We start from the raw sequence: 23,861 nt of genomic DNA, 5'->3' as shown, positions 1-23,861 counted from the left end.
CGCGCGCTTCACACGGCGCGCCACGCCATCAAGAGGTTTAATGCGTCGTGCGCGAGGGGGCGAATTCCGGCTCCGGTTGCGTGCGCAGCGCGGCGCGCGAGCGTTGCGGATCGAGCCAGCGTGCACACAGCGCGGCGCAGCCGATCAGCACGAAACCAGCCAGCACGCACGATTGTTCGAAGCCGATGGCAGTGTCGCCGCGCGCGTGTTCGATGAGCATGCCGGTGAGCAGCGGCGCGCTCAGGCCCGCAAGCGAGCCGATCGCATTGCTCAGCGCGAGAATCGCACCGCGTTGACCATCGGGCGCGACTTCGCTGAGCATCGCCGGGCCGACCGAATACATCGCGAGCGTGAGGCCGCTGCTGAGCGTGAGCAGCAGGACTTTCTCGAAGGGGCCGAGTGCGGGCGCGAACACCACCATGCGCATCAGTCCAGCCACGCCCAGCGTCACGGCGATAAAAAGGCCCCGCGCGCGGCGCGACGGCATGCCTGCGCAGAGCATCTGCTGCGAGAGCCAGGCAAAGCCAAGACCCATCGGCGTCGTAATGCCGACGAAGAGCGCAAACATCCGACCCGACGTGCTCGCGCTATAACCCAGGCCCGCTTGCAGATAATGCGGCATCCAGGTAAGCGAAGTGGCCAGCACCCAGTTCGCCGCGAAATGCCCGCAGAAGTTGCCGACAATCGTGCGATCCGCAAGCAGCACCCGCCAGGGCACGCGCGGCGCATGCTGTGCATTCCGACCCGCAGAAACACGGCGCGAAAAGTCGAGCGGCCCTTCCGCACCGAACACAAGCCAGCCCGCACACCACACGAAACCCAGCACGGCCAGCACGGCGAAGTTGGCACGCCAGCCCCAGCGCGCGGTAATGAGTGGAATCGCGAGGCCCGCGATGAACAGGCCCAGCGCGCTGCCCTGATAAAGCACCGCAGCGGGCAGGCCGCGTTTCTCATCGGGAAACCACTTGTAGATCGCGTGCAGCGCGACCGGCGAGGCCGGGCCTTCGCCCGCGCCCAGCAGTACGCGCAACACCAGAATCACGGCCATCGAGCTTGCGAACAGCATCGGCAATTGCAGCAGCGACCACGACAGGGCCATCAGCAGCAAGATGACGCGCGTGGCGACGCGGTCGGCGAGCACGCCGCCCACCACCGCCGAAATGGCAAACAGCCAGTTGAGGCTGCCGCCAATCAGGCCAAACTGAGTGGGCGTGAGGCCGAGATCGCGCATCATCGGCACGGAGACCATGCCGAATACGATCTTGTCGAGAAAATTCACCATCATCATCAGCGCGAGCATGATGGCGATAGACCACGCGCGTGCGGGCCGATAGTCGCGATGGCCGCGATAATCGCGATGGCCGCGATAATCGCGATGGTCACTACCGTTTGCGGACATGCCTGTCTCCGATCTTGTATCGAAGGCGCGTCGTTCGCGCGCCTTTCTGTTCGCTTATCGCGCTACCTGCTTCACGCGGCAGCGGGGTCGAGAATCGCGCGCGCGATGGTATTGCGCTGAATCTCGCTCGTGCCCGTGAAAATGCGGAACATGCGTAGCTTGCGGAACGCCTGCTCCACCGGATGGTGTCGCGTCACGCCCACGTTGCCGTGAATCTGCACGGCCTTGTCGGCCACTTCGAAGCAGCGCTCGGAGACGAACACCTTGCAGGCCGCCGCCTTCATGCGCAGGTCGCCGCCCGCGTCCGCAAGGGCAGCGGTCTGCGCGATCATGCTTTCGCAGGCCCACAACGTAGCGGCCATGTCGGCGAGCATGTGCTGGATCGCCTGGAAGCGCGCGATGGGCTGGCCGAACTGGCGGCGGCTGCGCGCATAGTCGAGCGAGGCCTCGTACACCGACGTCGCAAGGCCGAGCATGGTCGGGCAGTGCAGCAGGCGGTTCACGTTGATGCGCGACATGCCGAGCTTGAAGCCGTTGCCCGCACCGCCAAACAGGTTCGCTCGCGGGACGCGCACATTGTCGAAGCGGATATCGGCATCGATATGCTGGCCCGACATCGGCACGTATTCCTGTTCGACCGTGACGCCCGGCAGGTCGAGGTCGACCAGCACCGCGCTGATGGCGGGCGGCGTCGCCGCCGGGTCGGTCACGCACATCACCATGGCGAAGTCCGCGAACGGCGCGCCGCTGATGTAGTGCTTGTGGCCGCTCACGATCAGGTCGTCGCCGTCTTCAACGGCGGTGGTGCGAATGCTTTGCGCGTCCGATCCGGAATGCGGCTCGGTCAGTGCGAAGCAGGTCGACTTCTCGCCGCGTATCACGGGCATGAAATAGCGCTGCAATTGGTCGGGCGTCGCGTACTTGAGCATGTTGCCCACCCGCGGCGGCCCGCCCAGGTCGCCCAGCACGTGAATCGCAAGCGAACACCCGCTCGCGGCAAGATCCGCTTTAAGTGCGCATTGCTGAAGGATCGAAAAGCCTTTGCCGCCCAGTTGCACGGGCAGGCAGGCCGAATAGAAGCCCAGTTCCGCCGAGCGTTTCCACACACGGCGCAACACGTCGCGCGGCCAGACGCTTTCGGAGTCGAAGCCGAGCTCACGCTCCATCGGCGCGAGTTCCTCGGTGACGAAACGGCGAATATCTTTGCGCGTGGCGTCGAAGAGGGGATCGGTCACGTAGTCGAACATGATTCGCTATCCTGAGTGATTCGTTATGAAACGGACGAGGGTCAGTTGACGCGGCGATCCGAGCCCTGCCAGTACTGTTCGCGCACGATCTTGCGTGCGATCTTGCCGCTTGCATTGCGCGGCAGTTCGCTCACGAAGCTGATCGAGCGCGGCAGCTTGTAATCGGCGAGCAGCGTGCGGCAATGGGCGACGAGGTCGTCGGCGCTTGCGGCATGGGTTGCGCCCGCGCGCTGCGGCTTGAGCACCACGGCCGCTTTCACGCCTTCACCCCAGCGCTCGTCGGGCACACTGAACACGCAGGCTTCGAGCACATCGGGATGCCGGTAGAGCACCGCCTCCACTTCGGTCGGATAGACGTTGAAGCCGCCCGAGATGATCATGTCCTTCTTGCGATCGACGAGATAGAGATAGCCTTCTTCATCGGTGCGGGCGAGGTCGCCCGTCAGCAGCCAGCCGTCCACGAGCACTTCGGCGCTGAGTTCCGGCGCGCCCCAGTAGCCTTTGAAGACGTCGTCGCCGCGTACGGCGATTTCGCCGACCTCACCGGCAGCGAGCGGGCGGCCGTCTTCGCCGATCACCCGCACTTCGGTCTCGCCCATCGGGCGGCCGCAGGAGGCGAGCCGCTCGGGCCGTTGCGCGATGGCGAAGGCATGGTCGGCGACGGTGAGACGCGTGACGCCGGAGGTCGATTCGCTCGCGCCATAGCCTTGCGAAAGGATGGGGCCAAAGCGCGCCCATGCTTCTTCGATGCGTGCGGGCGCCATGGGCGCTGCGCCGTACGAGAGCGACTTGAGCGCGCTGAGATCGGTGCGCATGAGCGCCGGCTCGTTGAGCAGCATGTTGACCATCGCGGGCACCATGAAGACGTGCGTGACCTTCAGGCGTTCGAGATCGGCAAGGAAGGCCTCCGGCTCGAAGCGGTCAAACAGCACAAGCGTCGCGCCACCATAAAGAAACGGCTGCATGAGCATGCCCGAGGCATGCGTAATCGGCCCGACCAGCGCCAGGCGGTCGCCGGGGCGCGGCTGCGAATCCATGCCCATCAGCAGCTTGCGCAGCGACGCCATGCGGTTGCCGTAGCTCTGCATCGCGGCCTTGATCTTGCCCGTGGAACCCGACGAGAAATGCAGCACGGCCAGATCGTCTGCCTGGCTGACGATATCCAGCGCATGCGAAGCGGCTTGCGAAAGCAGCGCTTCATAGTCGAGATAACCCTCGGCGCCGCCGATGGCGATGAATGCATCGACGCTCGCGAAACCCGGCGTCGCACGCGTGTAGCCCGCGTAGCCGCGCCCCGCGATCAGTACGCGCGGCGTGCAGTTCTCCGCGACGTCGCTGGCTTCCGCCGCGGTAAAGCGCGGGTTGAGCGCGGCCTTGACGAGGCCCGCCTTGTACAGCGCGCATTCGATTTCGACGAGTTCGGTGCAGTTGCGCGACTGCACGGCCACGCGGTCGCCGCGCTGCAGGCCGAGCGCGAGCAGCGCATGGGCGAGCTGGTTCGAGCGCGCTTCGAGTTGTCGATAGTTCAGCGTTCGGTCGCGATGGATCACAGCGGGCAAGTCGCCCCAATAGGCCGCGGCGCGACGCAGGAAATACGGGAAGCTCATTCAGGTCTCCAATGAATGTCGGTTCAGTGTGTAATATGTCGGTCATCACCGCAATGAAGCGGTGGCTATAAACCCATAACCGAAAGGAATGGCATGGAGACACGCGATCTGGACTATCTGCTCGAAGTCCAACGTTGCGGAGGAATCGGCAAGGCGGCGGAGGCGCTGGGCATGAGCCAGCCCGCGCTGACCAAGGCCATCAAGCGGATCGAGAGCGAAGTGGGCCTGGCCTTGTTTCATCGCAGCCCGAACGGCGTGGCGCTCACGCCGGGCGGCACGGTGTTCGTCGAGCGCGCGCGGCGCATCGCGCTCGAATATGAGGACGCGCTCAAGGAATTGCGCGCGATCCAGACGGGCGAGCAGGGCATCCTGCGTGTCGGCTATTCGCCGACGGTGCCGGACTCGATCGTGCTGCGCGCTTGCCGGCAGTTGATGAACGAGCGTCCCGCCGCACGGCTGCGATTGCGCCGCCGCCTCGCCAACGATCTGTTCGCGCTGATGAACGGGGGCGAACTGGACATGGCCGTGGCGCCCGAGCCGCCCGACGTGGGCCGCGAATTCGCCACGGTGCCGTTATTCAACGACCGCCTTCATGTCATGGCCGACGAATCGCATCCGTTGCAGCGCAAGACACGGGTCAAGCTGCGCGATCTCGTCGGCGAAGACTGGCTGCTGCCGGGCATGAATATTCCGTTGCGCCGCCAGGTCAACGATGCGTTTCGCCGCCAGGGGCTGCCCGAGCCGGTACTGCGCGTGGAGACGGATTTCGCGGTGCCCGCACTGCTGGAACTGCTGCGCGGCTCGCGCATGCTGTGTATCGCGGGCAATGCCTCGGTGAATGCGCAGCGCGGCCTCGCGCGCCTGAATCTCGATCCCAGCGAGCTGGAACTGGGCCGCAGCGTGGGCGCCATCGTGCGGGCAGGCGGTTATGTGTCGCCGCTCGCGCAGCGGCTAATCGAACTGTTGCAGCGCGCGAAGCCCGCGGCGGGCGCAGTCGCGATGGAATAGTCCTTATCGGCCAGCGTGGTCTTCTTCTGCGCGCGCCAGCCGGGCGTTGAGGGCGATATGGCAGTGCTGTCCGTCGTCGACGCAATCGAGCGATGCGTCGATCCCGCGCGCGATCTTCTCGCACGCGGGCATGAGCCACGCAGTGCGCTCGCGTGTGGGTTTGCGTGGGATGCGCCTGGTGTTCGATTTAGTGGCCGATTTAGTGGCCGATTTAGTCGCGTGTCTGGCTGTCGATAATGTGGCATCGATGTTCAGCGCCAGGTCGAGCATCCCGCGTGTGCGCGCCGAGATCTTCAATTCGACGACGACATGTCGCGTGTCACGTGCTGCACCTAGCGCGGCATCGATCAACAGCCCGAGCAGATCGTCATACGCCCGCCTGTCCAGCCATGCCGCGCGCGCAGCCGAATGCGGCGTGGCGACGTCCAGCGTGATTTGCGCATGCGGCTGGCGCATGCGTGCCTGATCGACGGCGGCGCGCACGATGGCTGCGGGCGTGCCGCGCTCCAGCGCGCTTGCCTGCGACTCGCCGTGTACGCGCGCGAGCAATGCGAGCCGGTTCAGGCTTGCGCGCAGCGAATCGACCACGGTTGCCGCTTCATTGGCCGCGCTACTCGCAGGCGCAAGCGCGTTTAAAGGATCCAGTAGCGCGCCCAGACGCTCGACGTCCGGCGCGAGTGTCTGCAAGCCATGCTGGAGCAACGCGTCTTTCTGGCGAGCGCTCACATCGGCCTGAACGCGCTGCTCGCGCAGCGCCACAAAAAGCTGTTCCTGATCGGTGATGTTGATACTGCCGCAGAGCATCGCATCCTCTTTGCCGCCGTCATGAAACGGCGCGCCCCAGTGCAGCACCGCGACGATGCCGTTCTTGCCGTCGGCGGCGATTTCGCGCCGGTAGGTGTGGCCGCCATGCACCGCGTCGTCGAACGCGCGTTCAAGCTCCGCGGCCTGATCGAGTGGAATACCCAGCAATTTTGCGTGTTCGGTAAATCCGGTGCCCGCGAGCCGCTGCGCGCGTTCGCCGAGCGTTTCGCGGCCATGCCGGTTCAGGTAAAGCACGCGGCCCTCGCGGTCGCGCAGGGTCGCATGAAAGGGCAGCGCGTCGAGCACGGCGCGCACCGGCGCGGGGCGAACGGGCGTCGCATCCGCGTCGTTGCGGCGGACGATCTCCGCGAGTTCGAGCACGGAAGCCGCATTGAGCTTGTCGAGCAGGCGCCGCTTGTAGGTGCTAACCGTGCTCTCGCTGAGCGCGAGTTCGGCGGCGATGTGGCGCAGCCGCTCGCCTTTCACGATATACGAGAGGACGAGCCGCTCGCGCGGCGACAGGGCATCGATCTGCGCGGCCTCGGGCGACGCGCTGGCGTCGGTGACGACGGGAAACCAGCTACGTCCGCGCCGCACCGCGTCGAGCGCGGAAATCAGTTCGGACAGCTCACCTTGTTTGCTAACGAAAGCCGCCGCGCCCGCGTGGGCGCACAGGCTCATCGAATGCGCGCTGTCCAGCGCCGAGAGCACGACGATGCGCGTATTCTGCAATTCGTGGTGAATGCGCCGGATCGCTTCCAGGCCGGAAAGACGGCGCATTTGCAGGCCGATGATGACGATATCGGGCCGCTGCTGCAGCACGCGCTGCACGGCGCTCATGCCGTCCGCGGCTTCCGCAAGCACGCGATAGCCCGCGCGTTCGACGAGCAGGCGCACGGCCTGGCGCGTGATGGTCTGTCCTTCCGCGATGACGATGCTTGTGCTCATTCGGGTTCCCGTTACGCCGCCCGGTTCGAGTGTAGCGATTTCTCTACACGCATATCGCGATTCTGCGATATCGCGCGGCAACGTATCAGCCGAGAATAGACGAGGACTTCGGGAATTCGCTCGCGCGTCGTCCCGGAACATAAGGAGAATTACGTGTCCACCCGACGTGTCATCGCATCATTCGCCCGTGCGGGCCGCTTCATCGGCAGGGGCCTGCGCGGCTGGTCTCGCTGCCTGCTGGGCGCGCTCGATGCGCGGCCCGACCTGATTTCTGTCGCGGGGGTGCTGTGCGCCATCGTGGTGCTCGCCAGCACGACCGCGTGGCTCACGGCCGACCGCGCGGGGCGCATCGAACGCGCCCAGGAGCGCGCGCAGAGTGTCGCGTCGCTGGTCGCGGGCGGCCTGAGCGCCAACATGACCATCTACGACGCGCTGCTCGCAGACATGGCATCCCCGGCGCGCGACTCGTCGGCGCCTATGACCGAGAACGTTCGCGAACGTATTCGTTTCAGTCAGGCGATCTCGCATGAATTTCTGGACGATGCGTTTATCGTCGGGGCGGACGGCATGCTTGAAGCGCCGCCCGACAACCCGGGCGCGGCGCGGATCGACCTGCACGACCGCGACTACTTTCAGGCGCTGTCGCACGGTACGGCGCACGGCACTGCACCTGAACTCTATGTTTCGGAACCTCTCGCGTCGCGCATTCGCGACGGACGTCGCTCTGTTGCGCTTGCACGCACTATCGAAACGCCAGGCCACGGCTTCGGCGGCGTTGCGGTGCTGGTGGTGCGGCTCGACAATCTCCAGCGCTTTATCAGCCGCTTCGAGTCGCGCGATGTCGATGCGGTGCGCGTCGTGCGCGAGGACGGCGTCGTGCTGGCCAATGCGGTTCATCCGGACGAGGCTGCGTCGCTGGTCGTGCCGCAGACATCGGCTGGCGCGATCGAGCGTATCGACATGGCGCGCGTGAAGGGCTGCGTGGCACGCGTCAATAGCGCACCGCTTGCCGTGGTCGTGACGCCGTCGACGGAGATGACGCTACGTATCTGGCAACGCCAGGCGCTCTGGCAGGGCGCGTTGGCCCTGGCGTTCGCGTTGACCCTGGCTGTCGGGTCGATGGCACTGGAAAGCGCGCTGCGTTCGCGTTACAAGGCATTGGAAAAGCTGCGCAAGATATCGCTGACCGATGCGCTCACTGGCCTGAGCAACCGCCGCGCCCTGGACAACCGGCTCGACGAAGAATGGCGTCGCGCGAGCCGGAAGAATCGTCAGCTATCCATACTGTTTATCGACATCGACCGCTTCAAGCTCTTCAACGACGAATATGGCCATGCCGTTGGCGACGAAGTGCTGCGAAGCGTGGCGCAGGCCATCGGTTCGCAGGCGCGGCGCGCGCAGGACATGGCGGCGCGTTATGGCGGGGAGGAGTTTGCCGTGGTGCTGCCCGACACCGATGCGCAGGAAGCCGCGCAAATCGCCGAGCGGGTGCGGCAGGCGGTGCAAGGGTTGCGTATCGCTCACGCGAAAAGCGATACGGGTGCGGTGACGGTCAGCGTGGGATGCGCGACCATCAAGGCGACACCGGGCGTGGAGGATGGCGCAGAAAAGCTGCTTGAATCCGCCGACGCCCAGTTGCTCATCGCCAAGTCAAGCGGGCGCAACCGCGTGTGCGCGAGCGTGCTCGATGCGTTCGACTCCGCGCAGACGCTCGCCGCGCACGTTTGACCTGCTTAACGTAGCTCCCGTGCCGCGGCGCCCGATTTCACGATCTTGCCGCGCTGGAGCACGTAAGCCACGCGTTCGCCTTCGCCGGCGATCACGTTGATGTCCGCGAGCGGATCGCCGTCGAGCACGAGAATATCGGCGATGGCGCCCGCTGCGATCGTGCCCAGCTTGCCCTTCATATCGACGATTTCGGCGGCGACCGTGGTTGCCGAGCGCAGCGCTGCCAGGTTGCCCAGCACGTCAGCGCGAATGCGGAATTCACCGCACTGGAACGCGTGCATCTCGCCGAGCAGGTCGGAGCCGAACCCCATCGGCACGCCGGCCTTCGCATACACCTCCAGCGATTCGCGGCCCGCCTGCTGCACGGCGGCGACCTTGGCGACCGAGGCGGGCGGCAGGCCGAACTGCGCGCCATGCCGGGCGAGCGCGTCATAGGTCACGAGCGTGGGCACCACGTATGCGCCGTGCTCATGCATCACGCGCGCGGCTTCCTCATCGACGAGGTTGCCGTGCTCGATCGTGCGCACGCCGCAACGCACCGCACGCGCGATCGAGCGGCCCGTGTATGCATGCGCCATCACGTAGGTATTCGCGGCCTGGGCTTCCTCGACGATGGCGCGGATTTCCGCTTCGGAGTACTGGGTATTGGCGATGGGGTCGGTCGGCGACGCCACGCCGCCGGACGCCATGATCTTGATCTGCGTGGCGCCCTTCTGGATTTCCTCGCGCACGGCCAGGCGCACGGCATCGACGCCATCCACCACGCGTGCAATCGCACCCGTGCGGAAGCAGCACGAGCACGGCTCCAGCAAGTCGCCGCGCGGACGGAAGTCGCCGTGACCGCCCGTTTGCGAAAGCGCCTTGCCCGAAGGGAAAATGCGCGGCCCCGGCACGAGGCCGGTTTCGACCGCCTGCATGAGCGCCCAGTCCGCACCGCCCGCATCGCGCACGCTCGTGAAGCCGCGCGAGAGCATCGCGTCGAGAATCGGCAACGCGCGAATCGCGGCAAGGATATTAGGCTGTCCGGCGTTGGCGCCCAGGTTCGCATTCGACGCCAGCACGTGGACGTGGCAGTCGATCAGGCCCGGCATCACCGTCTTGCCGCGCACGTCGACGATCTGCGCATTCGCGATATCGATGGGGCGGTCGCTGACCTCGACGATCTGCTCGTCCTCGATCACGACATGATGATGTTCGAGCAGCACGCCTCGTTCGAGGTCGAGGACGTTGCCGCCTTTGAGAACCGTGATGGTCATGGAGAGTCCTTGAAATGCAGGGGTTTCACGCGTCCTTGACGAAGCGCGTGCCGACAAGGCTGATCGCAGCCGCCACGATCACGTAGAGCGCGGGCGCCATGTTGCTGCCCGTACGGGCGATCAGCCAGGTGATGAGGAAGGGCGCAAAGCCGCCGAAGATCGTCACCGCGAAGTTGTACGCGACCGAGAGGCCGGTGGAGAGCACGCGGGTTGGGTACAGTTCTGCGAGCGCGGCGAGGATCGGCCCTGTATAGATCGCGATCAGCACGCCGAATACGGCCTGGAAGACCAGCAGCGAGCCGAAGCTGGGCGCATGGTTGATCCACGCGAACATGGGCCACGCGAGCAAGAGGACGGCGAGCGCCGCGCCCGAGAGAAACACCCGGCGGCCATAACGGTCGGCGAGCTTGCCGACGACCGGCGCGCAGCACAGGATCATGAGGCCGCCGATCATGCCCGATGCGAAGCCGGTCGTTTGCGACAGGTGCAGCGTGCGCACCGAATACATCGGCATATAGAACAGCAGCACGTAGGTGCAGACCGTCCAGAGAATCACCATCGAAAAGCTCGCGAAGGTTTCGCGCGGAAACTCCGAAAGCACTTCCTTGAGCGGCGAGTTCTCGCGCGCCTGCGCCTCGACCGCGCTGAACGCAGGGGTCTCGTCCATCTGGCTGCGGATGAAATAGCCCACGGGGCCGACCAGGATGCCGAGCAGGAAGGGCACGCGCCAGCCCCAGCTATGCAGCGCTTCGGGGCTCAGCACCGTGGTGACGAAGGTGCCGGTGGCCGCGCCCAGCAGCACGGCGAAGCCAATGCTCGACTGGATCCAGCTCGAATACCAGGCGCGTTGTCCGGGCGGGGCGTATTCGGTCAGGAAGGCCGTTGCGCCGCCCATCTCGCCGCCCGCCGAAAAACCCTGCAACAGACGCGCGGCGACGATCAGCAGCGGCGCGGCGATGCCGGCCTGCTCGTAAGTAGGCGCGAAGCCGATCAGCGCCGTGCCCAGCGCCATCAACAGGATCGTGAGCGAGAGCGCCGCCTTGCGGCCGACCTTGTCCGCGTAGATGCCAAGCACGATGCCGCCGACGGGCCGCATGAAAAAGCCCACGCCGAAGGTGGCCACGGCCAGAAGTACGGAGGTCAGCTCGTTGCCGGACGGGAAGAACAGCTTCGCGATGGTGACGGCGAAGAAGCTGTAGACGGTGAAATCGAACCATTCGAGCCCGTTGCCGAGGACGGTGGCGATAATCGCGCGGCGGCGCTGCTGCGCGGCGCTACTGACAGTACGCGCGGCGCGCGGTGAAAGCGTTCCCTGCATGGCCTCCTCCTGGTGTGGAAGGCGGGATGTCTCCCGCATGACCCCGATGCTAAGGATGGCGCTATTTATTTCTGAAACGAAAAATTCGCATGCTTGCATGCGTGGCGCGCATGCATCGCGCGCCGGGCGCTTTTACAGGCTGCGTTGCGCCTCGGCCTGTTCGAATAGCCAGCGCGTGAAAAGGCGGGCGGCCTGGCTCTGCGAGCGGTCGGCTGGCGAAATCACATAGTAGCCGCCGCCGTGGCTCGCGCTGGCCTGCGTGACGCGCGTGAGCAGTCCTTGCGTGAGGCAGGCGTCGATCATATGACGCCAGGCCAATGCAATGCCCTGGCCCAGGATCGCCAGTTGCACGACCTGTGGATAGCTGTTGATGGTCATGCCTTGCTGCGCTTTCGGCATCGCCACGCCGTTGTAGTCGAGCCATTCCGACCACGACATCCACTGGCGCTGGCCGTCTTCGAGCAGCAGCAAGGTTTCGCCGATCAGGTCGGCGGGTTCCAGCGTGCGCCCCGCAAGATAGCCGGGCGAGCAGACCGGAAAGACTTCTTCCTCGAATAGACGGCGCGCCGTGTAGTCGGCGCTGGCCTGCTGCCGCACGTAATAGACGCCGACGTCGAATTCGGCGGGCGACATCGCGGCCAGCCCGTCGCGCACGATCAGGCGCAACTTGATATCGGGAAACGCCGCGCGAAAGAGCGGCAAGCGCGGCGTGAGCCAGAGCACCGCCACGCCCGACGAACACGCCACGGTCAGTTCGAGCGCGGCGTGGTGTTTCATGACGTCGGCGGTGGCTTCGGCGCATTGGGTGAGCAGGCGTTGTACCTGCGCCGCGTACTGTTCGCCCGCGATGGTGAGGCGCAATGCACGATGCTCGCGCACGAACAGCGAACGGCCCAGGAATTCCTCCAGCTGCTGGATCTGGCGGCTGATGGCGCTTTGCGTGAGATGCAGTTCGGCAGCGGCGCGCGTGAAGCTGGCGTGGCGCACGGCGGCTTCGAAAGCGACGAGGCACTGCAGCGGCGGTAGAGGCGTGAGGCGCATGGAGGCGTACGAGCGTCGAAATGGACTGACGACATGATGCAAGCGTTGCGCACGGTCGTCCATATTTTGCTGCACGCGCCTTGACTGGGATTGGGGGCACGCGATGCATGCGCTGCACGCATGCAAGGGAAAACCCCCTTGTGCGCAGGCGCTCGCACAGGTATCCACGATGCCTTCGAGACGGTTTGCCGATTTGTGATACTGCGTGGCCTTTTTGGCTCCGTATCGTAGACCTGCGAATCCGCTGTTCTCGCACCATAACCACGATAACGGAGATGACCTTGGGTCTGAAAACTCATGCAGCCACCGCGTTGAGCGGTTGCGCGCTTCTCGCCGCATTCTCTTTCGCACAGGCCGCGACGCCTGCCGCTGCGAATAACCAGACGAATTCCCCTGCAACTGTCCAGTCCGCCGCGCGCCCCAACGTCCTGTTGATCGTCGCCGACGACCTGGGCCGCTCGGATCTGGGCGCATTCGGCAGCGAGATTCCCACGCCGAATCTCGACGCGCTGGTCGCGCAGGGACGCCTGCTCGATACGATGTATGTCGCGCCGACGTGCTCGCCGACGCGCTCGATGCTGCTCTCGGGCATCGACAATCACCTCGCGGGCGTGGGCAATATGGCCGAGATGATTACGCCGCATCTCACACCCGAGGAAGTCAACCATCCGGGCTACGAGGGCGGCCTCAATCACCGTGTGGCGGCGCTGCCCGAGATCATGAAGGACGGCGGCTACTGGACGGTGATGGCGGGCAAGTGGCACCTTGGCGCGAGCGACGGCATGCGGCCCGATCAGCGCGGCTTCCTGCGCTCCTATGCGCTCATGAACGGCGGTGCGGCGCATTTCAAGGAAAAGGAAATGCGCATTACGTCGGATTCGCCGGAGCCGACGTATCGCGAGGACGGCAAGAAGATCGACCTGCCCGAAGACTTCTATTCGTCGCGCACCTATACCGACAAGCTGATCGACTATCTGAGCGACAAGTCACGCGGCGACCGGCCGTTCTTTGCGTATGCGGCCTACACGGCGGCCCATTTGCCGCTGCAGGCTCCCGACGACGCGCTGCGCCGCTTCCGTGGCCAGTACGACGTGGGCTATGACGTGATCGCGCAGCGCCGAATCGACAAGATGAAGCGCCTGGGTCTCGTGTCCGCCGATACGAAGCCCGCGCCCTTGCCCGAAGGCACGAAACCCTGGCGCGAACTGAGCGCAGAGGAAATGGCGCGTTCGGCGCGCACGTTCGAAGCCTATGCCGCGATGGTGAGCGAACTCGACCGCAACGTCGGCCGGCTGATCGATTACCTGAAGGCAAGCGGGCAGTTCGACAACACGCTGATCGTGTTCCTCTCCGACAACGGCCCCGAGGGCAACGAGTGGGACAAGGACAGCGGCAACGCGCAATGGATCGCGCACGATTTCAACAACGCGCTCGACAATATCGGCAGGCCCGATTCGTTCGTCTTCGAAGGGCCGGCGTGGGGACAGGTGAGCGCGCAACCGTTCCGCCTGTTCAAGGCGTATACGAATGAAGGCGGGATTCGCTCGCCGTCGTTCATTACGTATCCGGGGCATGTCCAGCCGGGCAAAGCCGAGCAGATCCTCACGGTCAAGGACTTCACGCCGACGATCCTGGACTTCGCGGGCATCCATCAGCCCGGCATCGAATTTCATGGCCAGACCGTGCTGCCGATGCAGGGCATGTCGATGAAACCGTGGCTGACGGGCGAGCGCAAACGCGTGCACGTCGACGATTACGTCTACGGCATGGAGTTGATGGGCCGCAATGCGCTGCGCAAGGGCAACTGGAAGCTTGTCTATTCGTACGACAACGGCAAGGGCCATTGGCAGCTTTACGATCTCGCGCACGATCGCGGCGAATTGCACGATCTTTCCGCGAAGCGTCCTGAAGTCGTCGAGCAGTTGCTGACCGAGTGGTCGCAATACGTGCAGCAGAACAACGTCGTGGAGACCGGGCGCGATACGTCCTATCCGCGCGCGGACTACTGATATGGCGCGCCCCCGATTCAAGGCGATGGCGCTCCCGGCATGCGCTGTGGCGCTTGCGTGGGCTGCGCTGGCGGGCGGCGTCGACGGGGCTTCGCGCGCCGTGGCCAGTGTGCCCGCCGCCGGCGCTGGCGCGGTTGTGCCCCCGCTCGGCACGCTGAAGACGTGCAAGGCGTTCGGCGGTTTGCCGCCTTCCGGCGAGGCAGCCGACCAGGTGAAAGTGCCTGCGGGCACCTTCGTCATGGGCTCGGACAGCGACTATCCCGAGGAAGCACCCGCACGCGCCGTGAAAGTGGGCGCGTTCATGATCGACCGGTACGACGTGACCAACGCGCAGTTCGCGCGCTTCGTGGCGGCCACGGGCTATCGCACGCTGGCCGAGCGCGGGCTCGATCCCGCACGCTATCCCGGCGTACCGGCGGCGATGACGCGTCCTGGCTCCACCGTGTTCCTGCCGCCGAAGGATCTGCTGGTGGGTGCGATGCAGTGGTGGCACTACATGCCGGGTGCGGACTGGCGGCATCCGGACGGGCCGGATAGCTCGATTGACGGTCTCGCGAATCATCCGGTCGTGCAGATCGCCTACGAAGACGCGCAGGCCTACGCGAAGTGGCTGGGCCGCGACCTGCCGACCGAGGCCGAATACGAGTACGCGGCGCACGGCGGCAAGAACGCGGTCTATCCGTGGGGCGATACGTTCGAACTGCGCTCGAAGATGATGGCCAACACCTGGCAGGGCGCGTTCCCGTTCCAGAACAGCGACAAGGACGGTTTCGTTTCGACCTCGCCGGTCGGCTGCTTTCCGGCCAATGGTTATGGGCTGTACGACATGGTCGGCAACGTCTGGCAATGGGTGAAGGATCCGTGGCAGCAGACCCATGCGCAGCAGGCCGCCGAGCCGCCGCCCGCGCCCGCCGTCGACCTGGAGGACGCGCTGGTCGCCCGCGCGCGCGGTACGCAGTTCGGTACGATCAAGGGCGGCTCGTTTCTCTGCTCGCCCATTTACTGCAAGCGTTATCGGCCGAGCGCGCGTCATGCGCAGGACCTCACGATGGGCACCAATCACATCGGCTTTCGCACGGTGCTGAGAATGCCTGCTTCATAAGCGATTGAACCAGGACGCGGTGCGAGCCGCGTCCTGAATCATCAGCAGCAACAATCAAATAACAATTTAGTAGTCCAATCATATGGAGATCTTTACGTGAAATCACGTTCGATGACCGTGAGGGCGGCGCTCGCCGGTTCGCTGGGCGCATGCCTTTGCTGCGCGCCGCTCGCAGCGCACGCGCAAAGCAGTGTCACGCTGGGCGGCATTCTCGATACGGGCCTGCTCTACGCGAACAATGCAGGCGGACACGCGCAATGGACGACGGCGAGCGGGCAGCTTTCGTCCTCGCGCTGGATCCTGTCCGGCCAGGAAGACCTGGGCGGCGGCAACCGCGCCATCTTCCGCATGATGAGTCCGTTCAATATCGACAACGGACACGGCCCAGGCCGCGCCTTCAACGTCTCCTACGTGGGCGTGGCCAACGACGGCTACGGCACGCTCACGCTCGGCCGCCAGTGGGATTCGACCATCGATTTCGTCTCCGGATTCGCGACCAACGAAACGTGGGCGGGCTATATCGGCGCGCATGTGGGCGACGCCGATAACACCAACGCCACCTTCAAGGTCAGCAATACCGTGAAGTACGCGAGCCCCACTTTCGCGGGCTTCAGCTTCGGCGCGACGTATGGTTTCAGCAACCAGGCCGGTGATTTCGCGGGCAATCGTCTGATCGCGGCGGGCGCTGGCTGGTCGCGCGGGCCGGTTGCGCTGGGCGTGGGCTTCGTGCAGGCCGACCGGCCCGATTCGCAGCCAGCGGGTGCATTGGGCGCGCCGGGCGCGGGCATCTTCGACGATTACTCAAATACGTTCAGCAACAGCATCGCGGGCAATCCTGGCGATGCGGGCGTGCAGCGTCAACGCATCTGGCTGGCGGGCGCGTCGTATCGCATCGGCACGTTCACGCTCGCGGGGCTGTATTCGAAGACGCAATATCGCTATCTGGACGCCACGGCGCTCACGCTCGACAACTACGAGGCCAGCGTGACCTGGCAGATGACTCCCGAGTGGCTTGCGGGCGTGGCCTACATTCGCACCAACGGCCGGTATTCGGGCGAAGGCACGGCGGGCGCGGAGCCGGGCTGGGATCAGCTCAATCTGGGCACGCAGTACCAGCTATCGAAGCGCACGACGCTCTATCTGATTGGCGTGGCGCAGCAGGGGCGGCACGCGCAGGCGCAGATTTACGGCGTCACGCCGTCGAGCACGCGCAGGCAACTGGTGGCGACGGCGGGCATCGCCCATCGCTTCTAACGTAGCTCCGGCGTGCCCTGCGGGTCGAGCGCCGCGAGCAGACGCGGAATCTCGCTCTTGTCGTGCATGCCGAGCTTGCGATACGCGCAGCGCAGATAGTGCCGCACGGTAGTCGGCGAAATCCCCATGCGCTGCGCGACTTCCTTGTGCGAAAGGCCATCTCCGTAGTGCTGGATCGCGACGAGCTCGCGCGGGCTCAGCCGATCGAGTTCCGAGCGCGTGCGCGCTTCCAGCTGGAAGAGGCCCGCCTTCGGCACGCACACCACGGTGACGCGCTCGCCCGTATAAGGATGTGCGCCGCCGCCGTGCAGCCAGTCGATCAGCGGTGGCGGCAAGGTCTGGTTTGCGTAGAGCGGCCAGTCCTGGCGCAAGGTGGTTTCGAACGCCTTGTCGGCCTGGTGCACCGTGCCGAACGAATCGCAGATCGCGCGCGCGGGCGAGGCGCTGGGCGTCGCGCCGCGTTCGCGCGTGAGCTGGAACGAGCGGTTGATCGTCAGCGCCGCCGCGAGATGCACGATCACGTTCTCGACCTTGTGCGCGTCGTCGGCGCTGAAGGGCTTGTCGAGCGCGCGCCGGTACACCGAAAGAAAAGTCGTGAGTCCGAAGCGATGATCTAGCGCCGTCACCACCATTAGTTGCGCGAGCCCGTGTTTCACGGCCCAGTTGCGAAAGCGCGGCGGCACCTCGGGATCGACCACGGAAATCGCCATCGCGCGTCCATAGATGCCGCGCGTGCCGGTCGCGAGCGGATCGCAGTCGCGCACCTTGATCCATTCCGGAAAGAACGAATCGGGCAGGCCCCACGTGAAGCTGTTGTGCATGACGGGGCCGCCGGGCGTATGCGTGGTCACGCCTGTCCAGCCTGCGTCGAAGTCCAGCAATGCGCCCAGCAGGCGGAAAAAGCCGTTCTCGAATTCGCCGATGCCGGTTTGATTGGCGAGCGCGTAGAGGTCGAGCAGCAGCACGCTGAGGTCGCGCCCGCTGCTGCCGTTGCTGCAAAACGGGCCTTCGAAGTCGGCGCTGCGCGCGGGCGGCGTGTTTTGCGCGTAGGCGTCGATGGCGATGGCGGCGGGCATGCCGGGCGCGCTGTCGAAAGGCACATGCCGGTCTGCATTGCGTGTCAAGCGCGCCTCCTCTGCGATGCTCGTGTCGTGTCTCTGGCCGTTTTTCTGCGATTCGCGATCGATTATACGTGCCGCCGAATTTCGGCGAACAGCGTTTCCGGTGACGCCGTCATCCCCTGCATTTGAACGGGGCAATGCGCGTCGGACAGCATGCCGGGATCGTACGAAACCGGCGCAAAGCCCGTCTTTTCTAGCCTCGTCGCCTGCATCAGGGTTTTCCTCAGCGTTCACTTGAACGTCTGTTCACGATGTTTCCCGCTACCGACACTGCACGCAGATCCGCACCCGCCAGAACGACGGCCAGCGGACACACGAGGACGAAAGCTGTTCATCACAACAACGTCGTACGGTTTGGAGAGTCGGTCGATGAAACGATGGGATGGATTCCGGCGAACGCGCCGGGTGGCGCTGGCAGCCACGGTAGCATGCGGCGCCAGCGCAGCGGCGCACGCGCAGTCGAGCGTAACGCTGTACGGCATTCTCGATGCGGGCATACAGTACCGCACTCACGCGGACGGCGAGCACAGCGCCGTGAACCTCCAGAATTACGGCGTGCTGCCTTCGCAGATCGGCATTACCGGCACCGAGGATTTAGGCGGCGGCCTGCAGGCGATCTTTCGCCTTGAACAGGGGCTCAATCTCAACGACGGCACCGCGACCGTGCCGGGCCTCGCGTTCTTTCGCGGCGCGTGGGTGGGGCTGAAGGGCGGTTTCGGCACCGTTACGCTGGGCCGCCAGTTCAGCGTGCTGTTCGATCGCACGGTCTTCTACGATCCGCTGCTCTACGCGGCGTACAGCGGCCAGGGCGTGCTCGTGCCGCTGGCGGCGAACTTCATCGACAACGCGGTCAAGTATCAGAGCCCCGATATCGCGGGCTTCAGCGGCGAAGCGCTCGCGGCTACGGGCGGCGTCGCCGGCAACTCGCGCTCGGGCCGTGTGCTGGAGGCGGGCGCGCAATACGCGGGCAACGGCTTTGGCGTGAGCGCGGTGATCCATCAATCGTATGGCGCGGTGTCGGCGAGTGCGGATACGTCCGCCGAGCAACGCGTCGTCGGGGTGCTGGCCGCGCACTGGGACATCGACAAGCTCTCGCTCTATGGCGGCGGGGAGCGCCTGACCGGCTCGCTCGAACCGGCCAGGACGATTGCATGGGGCGGCGCGCGTTATCGGCTCGATCCGGCAATCGGCTTCGCGGCGGGCATTTATCACACGTTTTCAAACACGCCGAGTGTCGGGCATCCGACGCTCTACATCGCGAGCGGCACCTATGCGCTTTCGAAACGCACCTTCGCCTATTTGAACCTCGGCTACTCGCACAACACGAGCGGCAGCACGCAGCCCGTCTACGAGTACGACTCGCTGCCTGTCGCCGGGGTCTCGCAGTTCGGCGCGATGGCCGGCATGTCCCATACGTTCTGATCCCGCGACACATTCTCCTGCCTCATTTTCCCGATGCCGATGCCATGAAAAATCCCTCTCCGTCCTTTGCCGCCGTCGACGCGGCGCCGTGCGATTTCGCGGCCTCCACGCTGCTTTCGCTTGTCGTGTTCGCGGCCATTACGCCGCTGCTGTTGCTGGTCGCGCCCGCTGTCGCGGCGCAACTCGCCGTGCAACTCGGCTTGTCCGCGTCGCAGATCGGCACGTATTTCTTCGTCGAGCTGGGGGCGTTCAGTTGCGCGACGCTGCCTTCGCTGCTGTGGCTTGGACGTGTCGACGCGCGCCGTGTCGCGGCCATCGCGACAGTCGTGTTCTGCGCGGGCAACTTCGCGACGGCGCTGGCGATGCCTGGCTTCGCGGGCCTGCTTGCGCTGCGCACGGTCACGGCGCTTGGCGGCGGCACGCTGATGGTGCTGTGCATGACGAGCGCGGCGACCAGCGCGAACCGCGACCGCGTCTATGGACTCTGGGTCGTCGGCCAGCTGGTGGCGGGCGCAGTGGGTCTTTTCGTGCTGCCGCATGTGTTTGCGGGCTATGGACTGCGGGCGCTGTATCTCGTGCTTGGCGTGCTGGGACTGTGCGCCGCGCCGCTCGTGCGCGGTTTCGATCCGGCACTGGGCCGCGCGAAGAAAACAGGCAGCGCATCGGCTGCCACGCAGGAGCAGAACGGGGCGCGCACGGCGCTGAACGCCGCGCTCGTGATCGGCGGCGTGCTGGCGTTCTACGTGGCGATCGGCGGCGTCTGGACGTTTGCGAGCAAGGCGGCGGCGCTCGCGGGCTTCGACGCCGCGCATACGGGCGAAGTGCTCGCGGCGGCAAGCGTGATGGGCATTGTCGGCGCGGGATGCGCGTCGCTGATCGGCGGGCGCGTGGCGCGCCTGGCGATGCTGCTAGCGGGCTACGCGATCCTCGCCGTGTCGCTGGCCGGACTCGCGACGCAGCCCGGCACCTCGGGCTACATGGCCGCCGTGTTCGCCTTCAAGTTCGCCTGGACTTTCGTACTGCCGTTCATTCTCGCGGCCGCCGCGAAGCACGACCGCAGCGGCCGCCTCGTCGCGTCGCTGAACTTCGTGATCGGCGCGGGACTCGCGGCGGGGCCGCTGATCGCGGGCGTGCTGCTCGATGCGGGCGCGTCGCTCGCAACCCTGTTCGCGGGCGCGGCGGCCATCAGCGTGATTTCCTGTCTTTGCCTGCTTCGCGTCGAAAAAGCGTGAGCTTTCATGCACGTCCATGCACCGCCATGAACGCGCCTGAATTCCGATTTGAAAAACCGCAACAAGAACCACCACCAGCAAGAGAAACTCATGAGCAAAACAGCCTTCTTCACTGACGAACGCACCTTCTGGCACACGGGCGGTACGCACGCGCTGTTCTTTCCCGTCGGCGGCTGGGTGCAACCGCCCGCCGCGAGCGGTTACGCGGAGTCGCCCGAATCCAAGCGCCGCCTGCTGGCGCTGATCCAGGCGTCGGGGCTTGCGGCGTCGCTCGACATGGGCAGCGCGAACGCAGCCAGCGACGACGACTTGCGGCGCATCCATCCACGTGACTACCTCGAACGCTTCAAGGCGGCGAGCGACGCAAACGGCGGCGACCTGGGCGATCTCGCGCCATTCGGCAAGGGCAGCTATGAGATCGCGGCGCTGTCGGCGGGACTCGCCATCGGCGCTGTCGATACGGTGCTTGCGGGGCGCGCGGCGAACGCGTTCTCGCTGTCACGTCCGCCGGGTCACCATTGCCTGCGCGACAAGCCGATGGGATTTTGCCTGCTCGCCAATATCCCGATTGCGATCGAGGCGGCGCGCGCGAAGCACGGCGTCGAACGCGTGGCGGTGATCGACTGGGACGTGCACCACGGCAACGGCACGCAATCGATCTATTACGACGACCCCAACACGCTGACGATTTCGCTGCATCAGGAAGGCTGTTTCCCGCCGGGCTACAGCGGTGCAGACGAACGCGGCGCGGGTCGCGGCGAAGGCGCGAACATCAACATCCCGTTGCTGCCGGGCGGCGGCCACGACGCGTATCTCTATGCGTTCGAACGCATCGTGCTGCCCGCGCTCGAACGCTTCAAGCCCGAACTGATCGTGGTGGCGAGCGGGCTGGACGCGAGCGCCGTCGATCCGCTTGCGCGCATGCTGCTGCACAGCGAGAGCTATCGCGCGATGACGCAACTCGTGCGCGACGCTGCGGAGCGCCATTGCGCAGGGCGGCTTGTCATCGTGCACGAAGGGGGCTATTCGGAGGCCTATGTGCCGTTCTGCGGCCATGCGATCGTGGAAACGCTGGCGGACGTGCGCACCCAGGTGGAAGACCCGATGCTCGAACTCGCTGTGCTGCAGCAGCCGAGCGCACGTTTTGCAGCGTTCCAGCGTCAGTTGATCGACGAAATGGCCGAGGCGTTCACGCGCTGACGGCCCGTGCGGTGTCATCCTTATGGTCGATGCCGCGTGGCGGGGCGGCTCCGTAAAGTGTGAGTCACGCCGCGGTGCCACGGTTGCTGGATCGAGCGTGGTGCGCGGCCATCCAACCTTACTTACGGAGTCCTCCTTATCATGTCGTCACAACCGGTATTCATTCAGGTCGGCGCACTCGCCGAAGGTTTCGCGCCCGATAGCCATAGCCTCGCGCCTTCTGGCGACCTCGAAGGCCGCCGCTTTTCGCTCGAATTCGATGACGGCAGCGCGGTTTCCCTGCATTTTGCGGGTGCTCAGAGCGTGGACGTCGAGCGCGATATCGGCGGGAAGACGCATCTTGCGCGTCATGAGTGCCGGGTGAGTTCGGTGCGCAATGGCATTTATTTCGTCGATTATGTGGGCGCCGATGAAACCCGCATCGATGACCAGGGCAAGCCGCGCAATGTGTCCGTGAGCTACGTGCTCGATGTGCGTCGCGCATTGTGCACGGCGATCATGGGCGCGCTGCCGAGCGAAACGGAAACGCATATCGACGCCTTCACGCGTGTCGAGCGCGGCATGGAGCTGACCGGCGTGCAGGTTCAAATCCAGCATGGCCGTATCGCGGCGGGCGAGGGCGTGGAGCCGACCCAGGCGGCGCTGCACGCGCCGACGCGCGAACTGATCGGCATGCGCAACCTCTACACGTATAGCGCGACGGAGCGCTACGAGCACGTCTACCTGAACGAGAACTTCTACGCGTGGCAGTGCCTGTCGGGCGTCGAAGCGGGGCTTGCCGATGTAGACCGTTGCCACATGATCGGCATAGACGAGAAGCTCTATCTGTTCGTCTGGCGCGAGAAGATTGTGCCTACGCTGGGCGTCATCATGATCGACCTCGATCGCATGAAAACCGATGGCAAGATTTTTGGTTATCAGGGCAGCCGCTTTGATGCCTTGTCGAATTTTCCGGTGGGCGCGCACGCGCAGGTGCTCAACGTGACGCGGTATCCGGTATGACACGCACTTTCGAGGGGCGAACCGTGCTGGTAACGGGCGGCGCGCAAGGAATCGGGCGCGGGATTGTCGAGGCGTTCGCGCGCGAGGGCGCGCGCATGGCTGTAGCGGATCTGCGTGCGGATGTGGCGCGCGAGTGGCTGGCGGACGATGGCTTGCATCGCGCGTATGACGTCGACCTGGCTGAGCGCGGGCAGATTGATGCGCTTGTTGCTCAGGTCGAAGCCGATTTTGGAAGGCTCGATGTGCTTGTGCATAACGCTGCGTATTTTCCGCTTACGCCGTTTGCGGGGATTACGCCTGATGTGCTTGAGCGTACGCTTGCGGTTAATTTGAGTGCGCTCTTTTGGCTTGCTCAGGCGGCTACGCCTGCGTTTGTGCGGCAGGGCGGTGGGCGGTTGCTCGTGACTTCTTCAGTGACGGGGCCGCGGGTCGCTTATCCGGGGCTTGCGCATTATGCGGCTTCTAAGGCAGGGGTTAATGGGTTTATTCGGGCCGCTGCTTTGGAGCTTGCGCCGCTTCGAATTACTGTTAATGGCGTCGAGCCTGGGATGATTCGTACGCCTGCTATGGAGAATCTTGGGGACGCAGCTTTGAATGAGCGGATTGCGGGGGCGGTGCCGCTCGGGCGGTTGGGGGAGCCTGCTGATATCGCTGCTGCGATGATTTTTTTGGCTTCGCCAGGTGCTGGGTATGTGACGGGGCAGACTATTGTGGTCGATGGCGGGGCTACTTTGCCTGAGGCTGGGGCGGCGTTTTTGGTTTAGGTTTGTTTGGGTTTTTTGCGGTTTCTTGTTGGCATTTCCTTGTTTTCGTGTCGGTCTGCAAGCTTCGCCCCTGTGCGGGGCGGCACCTACTTTTCTTTGCAGCGGCAAAGAAAAGTAGGCAAAAGAAAGCCGCTCAAACCGCTAGTGTGACGCCGTCCACCACTCGCCCACCAGGGGAGTGGTGACTGGGCATTGCTCGCATCTCTCGCCGTACAACGAATAGGCGGCACCCGCACATCCGGGGGCGCAAGCGCCCCGTTGGGCATAACAAAAACCCTTGGTTTGCAGGCGTTTTTTCTCTCGCCAAGGCAATCAGAACAGTGGGTTTCCCATGCATTCCCTTCCGTTGCGAGCGAAGCAAGCAACGGGATGTGCGGGCGTCACCACTCTGTTGTATGG

18 protein-coding genes are annotated in these 23,861 nt (G+C 65.0%); 10 read left to right on the top strand and 8 right to left on the bottom strand.

Going from position 1 to position 23,861, the window contains the following annotated elements; all coding sequences use genetic code 11:
* Window positions 1–37: 37 nt before the first annotated feature.
* From BBA01S_RS41720 to BBA01S_RS18240, 3 genes are all read right to left on the bottom strand, one after another.
* Complete coding sequence (locus tag BBA01S_RS41720) at window positions 38–1,399, bottom strand: MFS transporter (RefSeq protein ID WP_084162272.1); 1,362 nt, start codon at window positions 1,397–1,399, stop codon at window positions 38–40.
* 71 nt (window positions 1,400–1,470) lie between these two features.
* Window positions 1,471–2,646 (bottom strand): acyl-CoA dehydrogenase family protein, encoded by a 1,176-nt coding sequence (locus BBA01S_RS18245; protein ID WP_027817710.1) that lies wholly within the window; start codon window positions 2,644–2,646, stop codon window positions 1,471–1,473.
* Between the two features lie 41 nt (window positions 2,647–2,687).
* Window positions 2,688–4,253 carry an AMP-binding protein gene (locus tag BBA01S_RS18240; protein WP_027817709.1) on the bottom strand — a complete coding sequence of 522 codons (1,566 nt, stop codon included), beginning with the start codon at window positions 4,251–4,253 and terminating at the stop codon, window positions 2,688–2,690.
* Window positions 4,254–4,346: 93 nt separating this feature from the next.
* Here BBA01S_RS18240 and BBA01S_RS18235 point away from each other — a divergent pair, with 93 nt between their 5' ends.
* The gene (locus BBA01S_RS18235; RefSeq protein ID WP_027817708.1) at window positions 4,347–5,261 is read left to right on the top strand and encodes a LysR family transcriptional regulator; all 915 of its coding nucleotides are present in this window, start codon (window positions 4,347–4,349) and stop codon (window positions 5,259–5,261) included.
* A 3-nt stretch (window positions 5,262–5,264) separates the two neighbouring features.
* On the opposite strand, the gene BBA01S_RS45210 is transcribed toward BBA01S_RS18235, so the two are convergent.
* Window positions 5,265–7,094, bottom strand: coding sequence for a response regulator (locus BBA01S_RS45210; protein WP_167336024.1), 1,830 nt, complete (start codon window positions 7,092–7,094; stop codon window positions 5,265–5,267).
* Between the two features lie 72 nt (window positions 7,095–7,166).
* Between BBA01S_RS45210 and BBA01S_RS41710 the strand changes: the two genes are divergently transcribed.
* Window positions 7,167–8,741: a GGDEF domain-containing protein gene (locus BBA01S_RS41710; RefSeq protein WP_052391785.1), complete on the top strand. Its 1,575-nt coding sequence runs from the start codon at window positions 7,167–7,169 to the stop codon at window positions 8,739–8,741.
* Between the two features lie 5 nt (window positions 8,742–8,746).
* Here the strand turns inward: BBA01S_RS41710 and BBA01S_RS18220 are convergent, their stop codons facing one another.
* The 3 genes from BBA01S_RS18220 to BBA01S_RS18210 all read right to left on the bottom strand — a co-directional run bounded on the left by BBA01S_RS18220 (window position 8,747) and on the right by BBA01S_RS18210 (window position 12,356).
* The gene (locus BBA01S_RS18220; protein WP_027817707.1) at window positions 8,747–9,997 is read right to left on the bottom strand and encodes a metal-dependent hydrolase family protein; all 1,251 of its coding nucleotides are present in this window, start codon (window positions 9,995–9,997) and stop codon (window positions 8,747–8,749) included.
* A gap of 25 nt (window positions 9,998–10,022) precedes the next feature.
* Window positions 10,023–11,315: an MFS transporter gene (locus BBA01S_RS18215; RefSeq protein ID WP_027817706.1), complete on the bottom strand. Its 1,293-nt coding sequence runs from the start codon at window positions 11,313–11,315 to the stop codon at window positions 10,023–10,025.
* Between the two features lie 132 nt (window positions 11,316–11,447).
* Complete coding sequence (locus tag BBA01S_RS18210; protein WP_027817705.1) at window positions 11,448–12,356, bottom strand: LysR substrate-binding domain-containing protein; 909 nt, start codon at window positions 12,354–12,356, stop codon at window positions 11,448–11,450.
* A gap of 281 nt (window positions 12,357–12,637) precedes the next feature.
* On the opposite strand from BBA01S_RS18210, the gene BBA01S_RS18205 reads away from it, so the two are divergent.
* The 3 genes from BBA01S_RS18205 (at window position 12,638) to BBA01S_RS18195 (ending at window position 16,721) form a co-directional block, all read left to right on the top strand.
* The gene (locus BBA01S_RS18205; RefSeq protein ID WP_218004248.1) at window positions 12,638–14,365 is read left to right on the top strand and encodes an arylsulfatase; all 1,728 of its coding nucleotides are present in this window, start codon (window positions 12,638–12,640) and stop codon (window positions 14,363–14,365) included.
* Between the two features lies 1 nt (window position 14,366).
* Window positions 14,367–15,467, top strand: a complete 1,101-nt coding sequence (locus BBA01S_RS18200) for a formylglycine-generating enzyme family protein (protein WP_245641517.1) — start codon at window positions 14,367–14,369, stop codon at window positions 15,465–15,467.
* A 96-nt stretch (window positions 15,468–15,563) separates the two neighbouring features.
* Window positions 15,564–16,721, top strand: a complete 1,158-nt coding sequence (locus tag BBA01S_RS18195; protein WP_156965979.1) for a porin — start codon at window positions 15,564–15,566, stop codon at window positions 16,719–16,721.
* Here BBA01S_RS18195 and BBA01S_RS18190 read toward each other — a convergent pair.
* Window positions 16,718–17,797 (bottom strand): response regulator transcription factor, encoded by a 1,080-nt coding sequence (locus tag BBA01S_RS18190; protein WP_042297508.1) that lies wholly within the window; start codon window positions 17,795–17,797, stop codon window positions 16,718–16,720. The genes BBA01S_RS18195 and BBA01S_RS18190 overlap by 4 nt on opposite strands.
* A 414-nt stretch (window positions 17,798–18,211) precedes the next feature.
* Here BBA01S_RS18190 and BBA01S_RS18180 point away from each other — a divergent pair, with 414 nt between their 5' ends.
* The 5 genes from BBA01S_RS18180 (at window position 18,212) to BBA01S_RS18160 (ending at window position 23,462) form a co-directional block, all read left to right on the top strand.
* The gene (locus BBA01S_RS18180; RefSeq protein WP_042297474.1) at window positions 18,212–19,264 is read left to right on the top strand and encodes a porin; all 1,053 of its coding nucleotides are present in this window, start codon (window positions 18,212–18,214) and stop codon (window positions 19,262–19,264) included.
* 44 nt (window positions 19,265–19,308) lie between these two features.
* On the top strand, window positions 19,309–20,496 hold the full coding sequence (locus BBA01S_RS18175; RefSeq protein WP_027817699.1) for an MFS transporter: 1,188 nt from the start codon (window positions 19,309–19,311) through the stop codon (window positions 20,494–20,496).
* 90 nt (window positions 20,497–20,586) lie between these two features.
* Complete coding sequence (locus BBA01S_RS18170; protein WP_027817698.1) at window positions 20,587–21,696, top strand: class II histone deacetylase; 1,110 nt, start codon at window positions 20,587–20,589, stop codon at window positions 21,694–21,696.
* Between the two features lie 141 nt (window positions 21,697–21,837).
* Complete coding sequence (locus tag BBA01S_RS18165; protein ID WP_027817697.1) at window positions 21,838–22,698, top strand: MoaF C-terminal domain-containing protein; 861 nt, start codon at window positions 21,838–21,840, stop codon at window positions 22,696–22,698.
* Window positions 22,695–23,462 (top strand): SDR family oxidoreductase, encoded by a 768-nt coding sequence (locus BBA01S_RS18160; protein ID WP_027817696.1) that lies wholly within the window; start codon window positions 22,695–22,697, stop codon window positions 23,460–23,462. Before BBA01S_RS18165 ends, BBA01S_RS18160 begins: the two co-directional genes overlap by 4 nt.
* Window positions 23,463–23,861 lie beyond the last annotated feature (399 nt).

It is taken from the genome of Paraburkholderia bannensis NBRC 103871 (assembly GCF_000685015.1).
Taxonomy (GTDB): domain Bacteria; phylum Pseudomonadota; class Gammaproteobacteria; order Burkholderiales; family Burkholderiaceae; genus Paraburkholderia; species Paraburkholderia bannensis.
This window is presented reverse-complemented; position numbering and strand designations above follow the sequence as displayed.

Bases quoted from the DNA above. Each gene is read 5' to 3' on its own strand.
- BBA01S_RS18240 (WP_027817709.1), bottom strand. From the start codon at position 4,253: ATGAGCTTCCCGTATTTCCTGCGTCGCGCCGCGGCCTATTGGGGCGAC.
- BBA01S_RS18170 (WP_027817698.1), top strand. From the start codon at position 20,587: ATGAGCAAAACAGCCTTCTTCACTGACGAACGCACCTTCTGGCACACG.
- BBA01S_RS18220 (WP_027817707.1), bottom strand. From the start codon at position 9,997: ATGACCATCACGGTTCTCAAAGGCGGCAACGTCCTCGACCTCGAACGA.
- BBA01S_RS18190 (WP_042297508.1), bottom strand. From the start codon at position 17,797: ATGCCCGCCGCCATCGCCATCGACGCCTACGCGCAAAACACGCCGCCC.
- BBA01S_RS18235 (WP_027817708.1), top strand. From the start codon at position 4,347: ATGGAGACACGCGATCTGGACTATCTGCTCGAAGTCCAACGTTGCGGA.
- BBA01S_RS18175 (WP_027817699.1), top strand. From the start codon at position 19,309: ATGAAAAATCCCTCTCCGTCCTTTGCCGCCGTCGACGCGGCGCCGTGC.
- BBA01S_RS18210 (WP_027817705.1), bottom strand. From the start codon at position 12,356: ATGCGCCTCACGCCTCTACCGCCGCTGCAGTGCCTCGTCGCTTTCGAA.
- BBA01S_RS41720 (WP_084162272.1), bottom strand. From the start codon at position 1,399: ATGTCCGCAAACGGTAGTGACCATCGCGATTATCGCGGCCATCGCGAT.
- BBA01S_RS18215 (WP_027817706.1), bottom strand. From the start codon at position 11,315: ATGCAGGGAACGCTTTCACCGCGCGCCGCGCGTACTGTCAGTAGCGCC.
- BBA01S_RS18165 (WP_027817697.1), top strand. From the start codon at position 21,838: ATGTCGTCACAACCGGTATTCATTCAGGTCGGCGCACTCGCCGAAGGT.
- BBA01S_RS18200 (WP_245641517.1), top strand. From the start codon at position 14,367: ATGGCGCGCCCCCGATTCAAGGCGATGGCGCTCCCGGCATGCGCTGTG.
- BBA01S_RS18160 (WP_027817696.1), top strand. From the start codon at position 22,695: ATGACACGCACTTTCGAGGGGCGAACCGTGCTGGTAACGGGCGGCGCG.
- BBA01S_RS18245 (WP_027817710.1), bottom strand. From the start codon at position 2,646: ATGTTCGACTACGTGACCGATCCCCTCTTCGACGCCACGCGCAAAGAT.
- BBA01S_RS18180 (WP_042297474.1), top strand. From the start codon at position 18,212: ATGAAACGATGGGATGGATTCCGGCGAACGCGCCGGGTGGCGCTGGCA.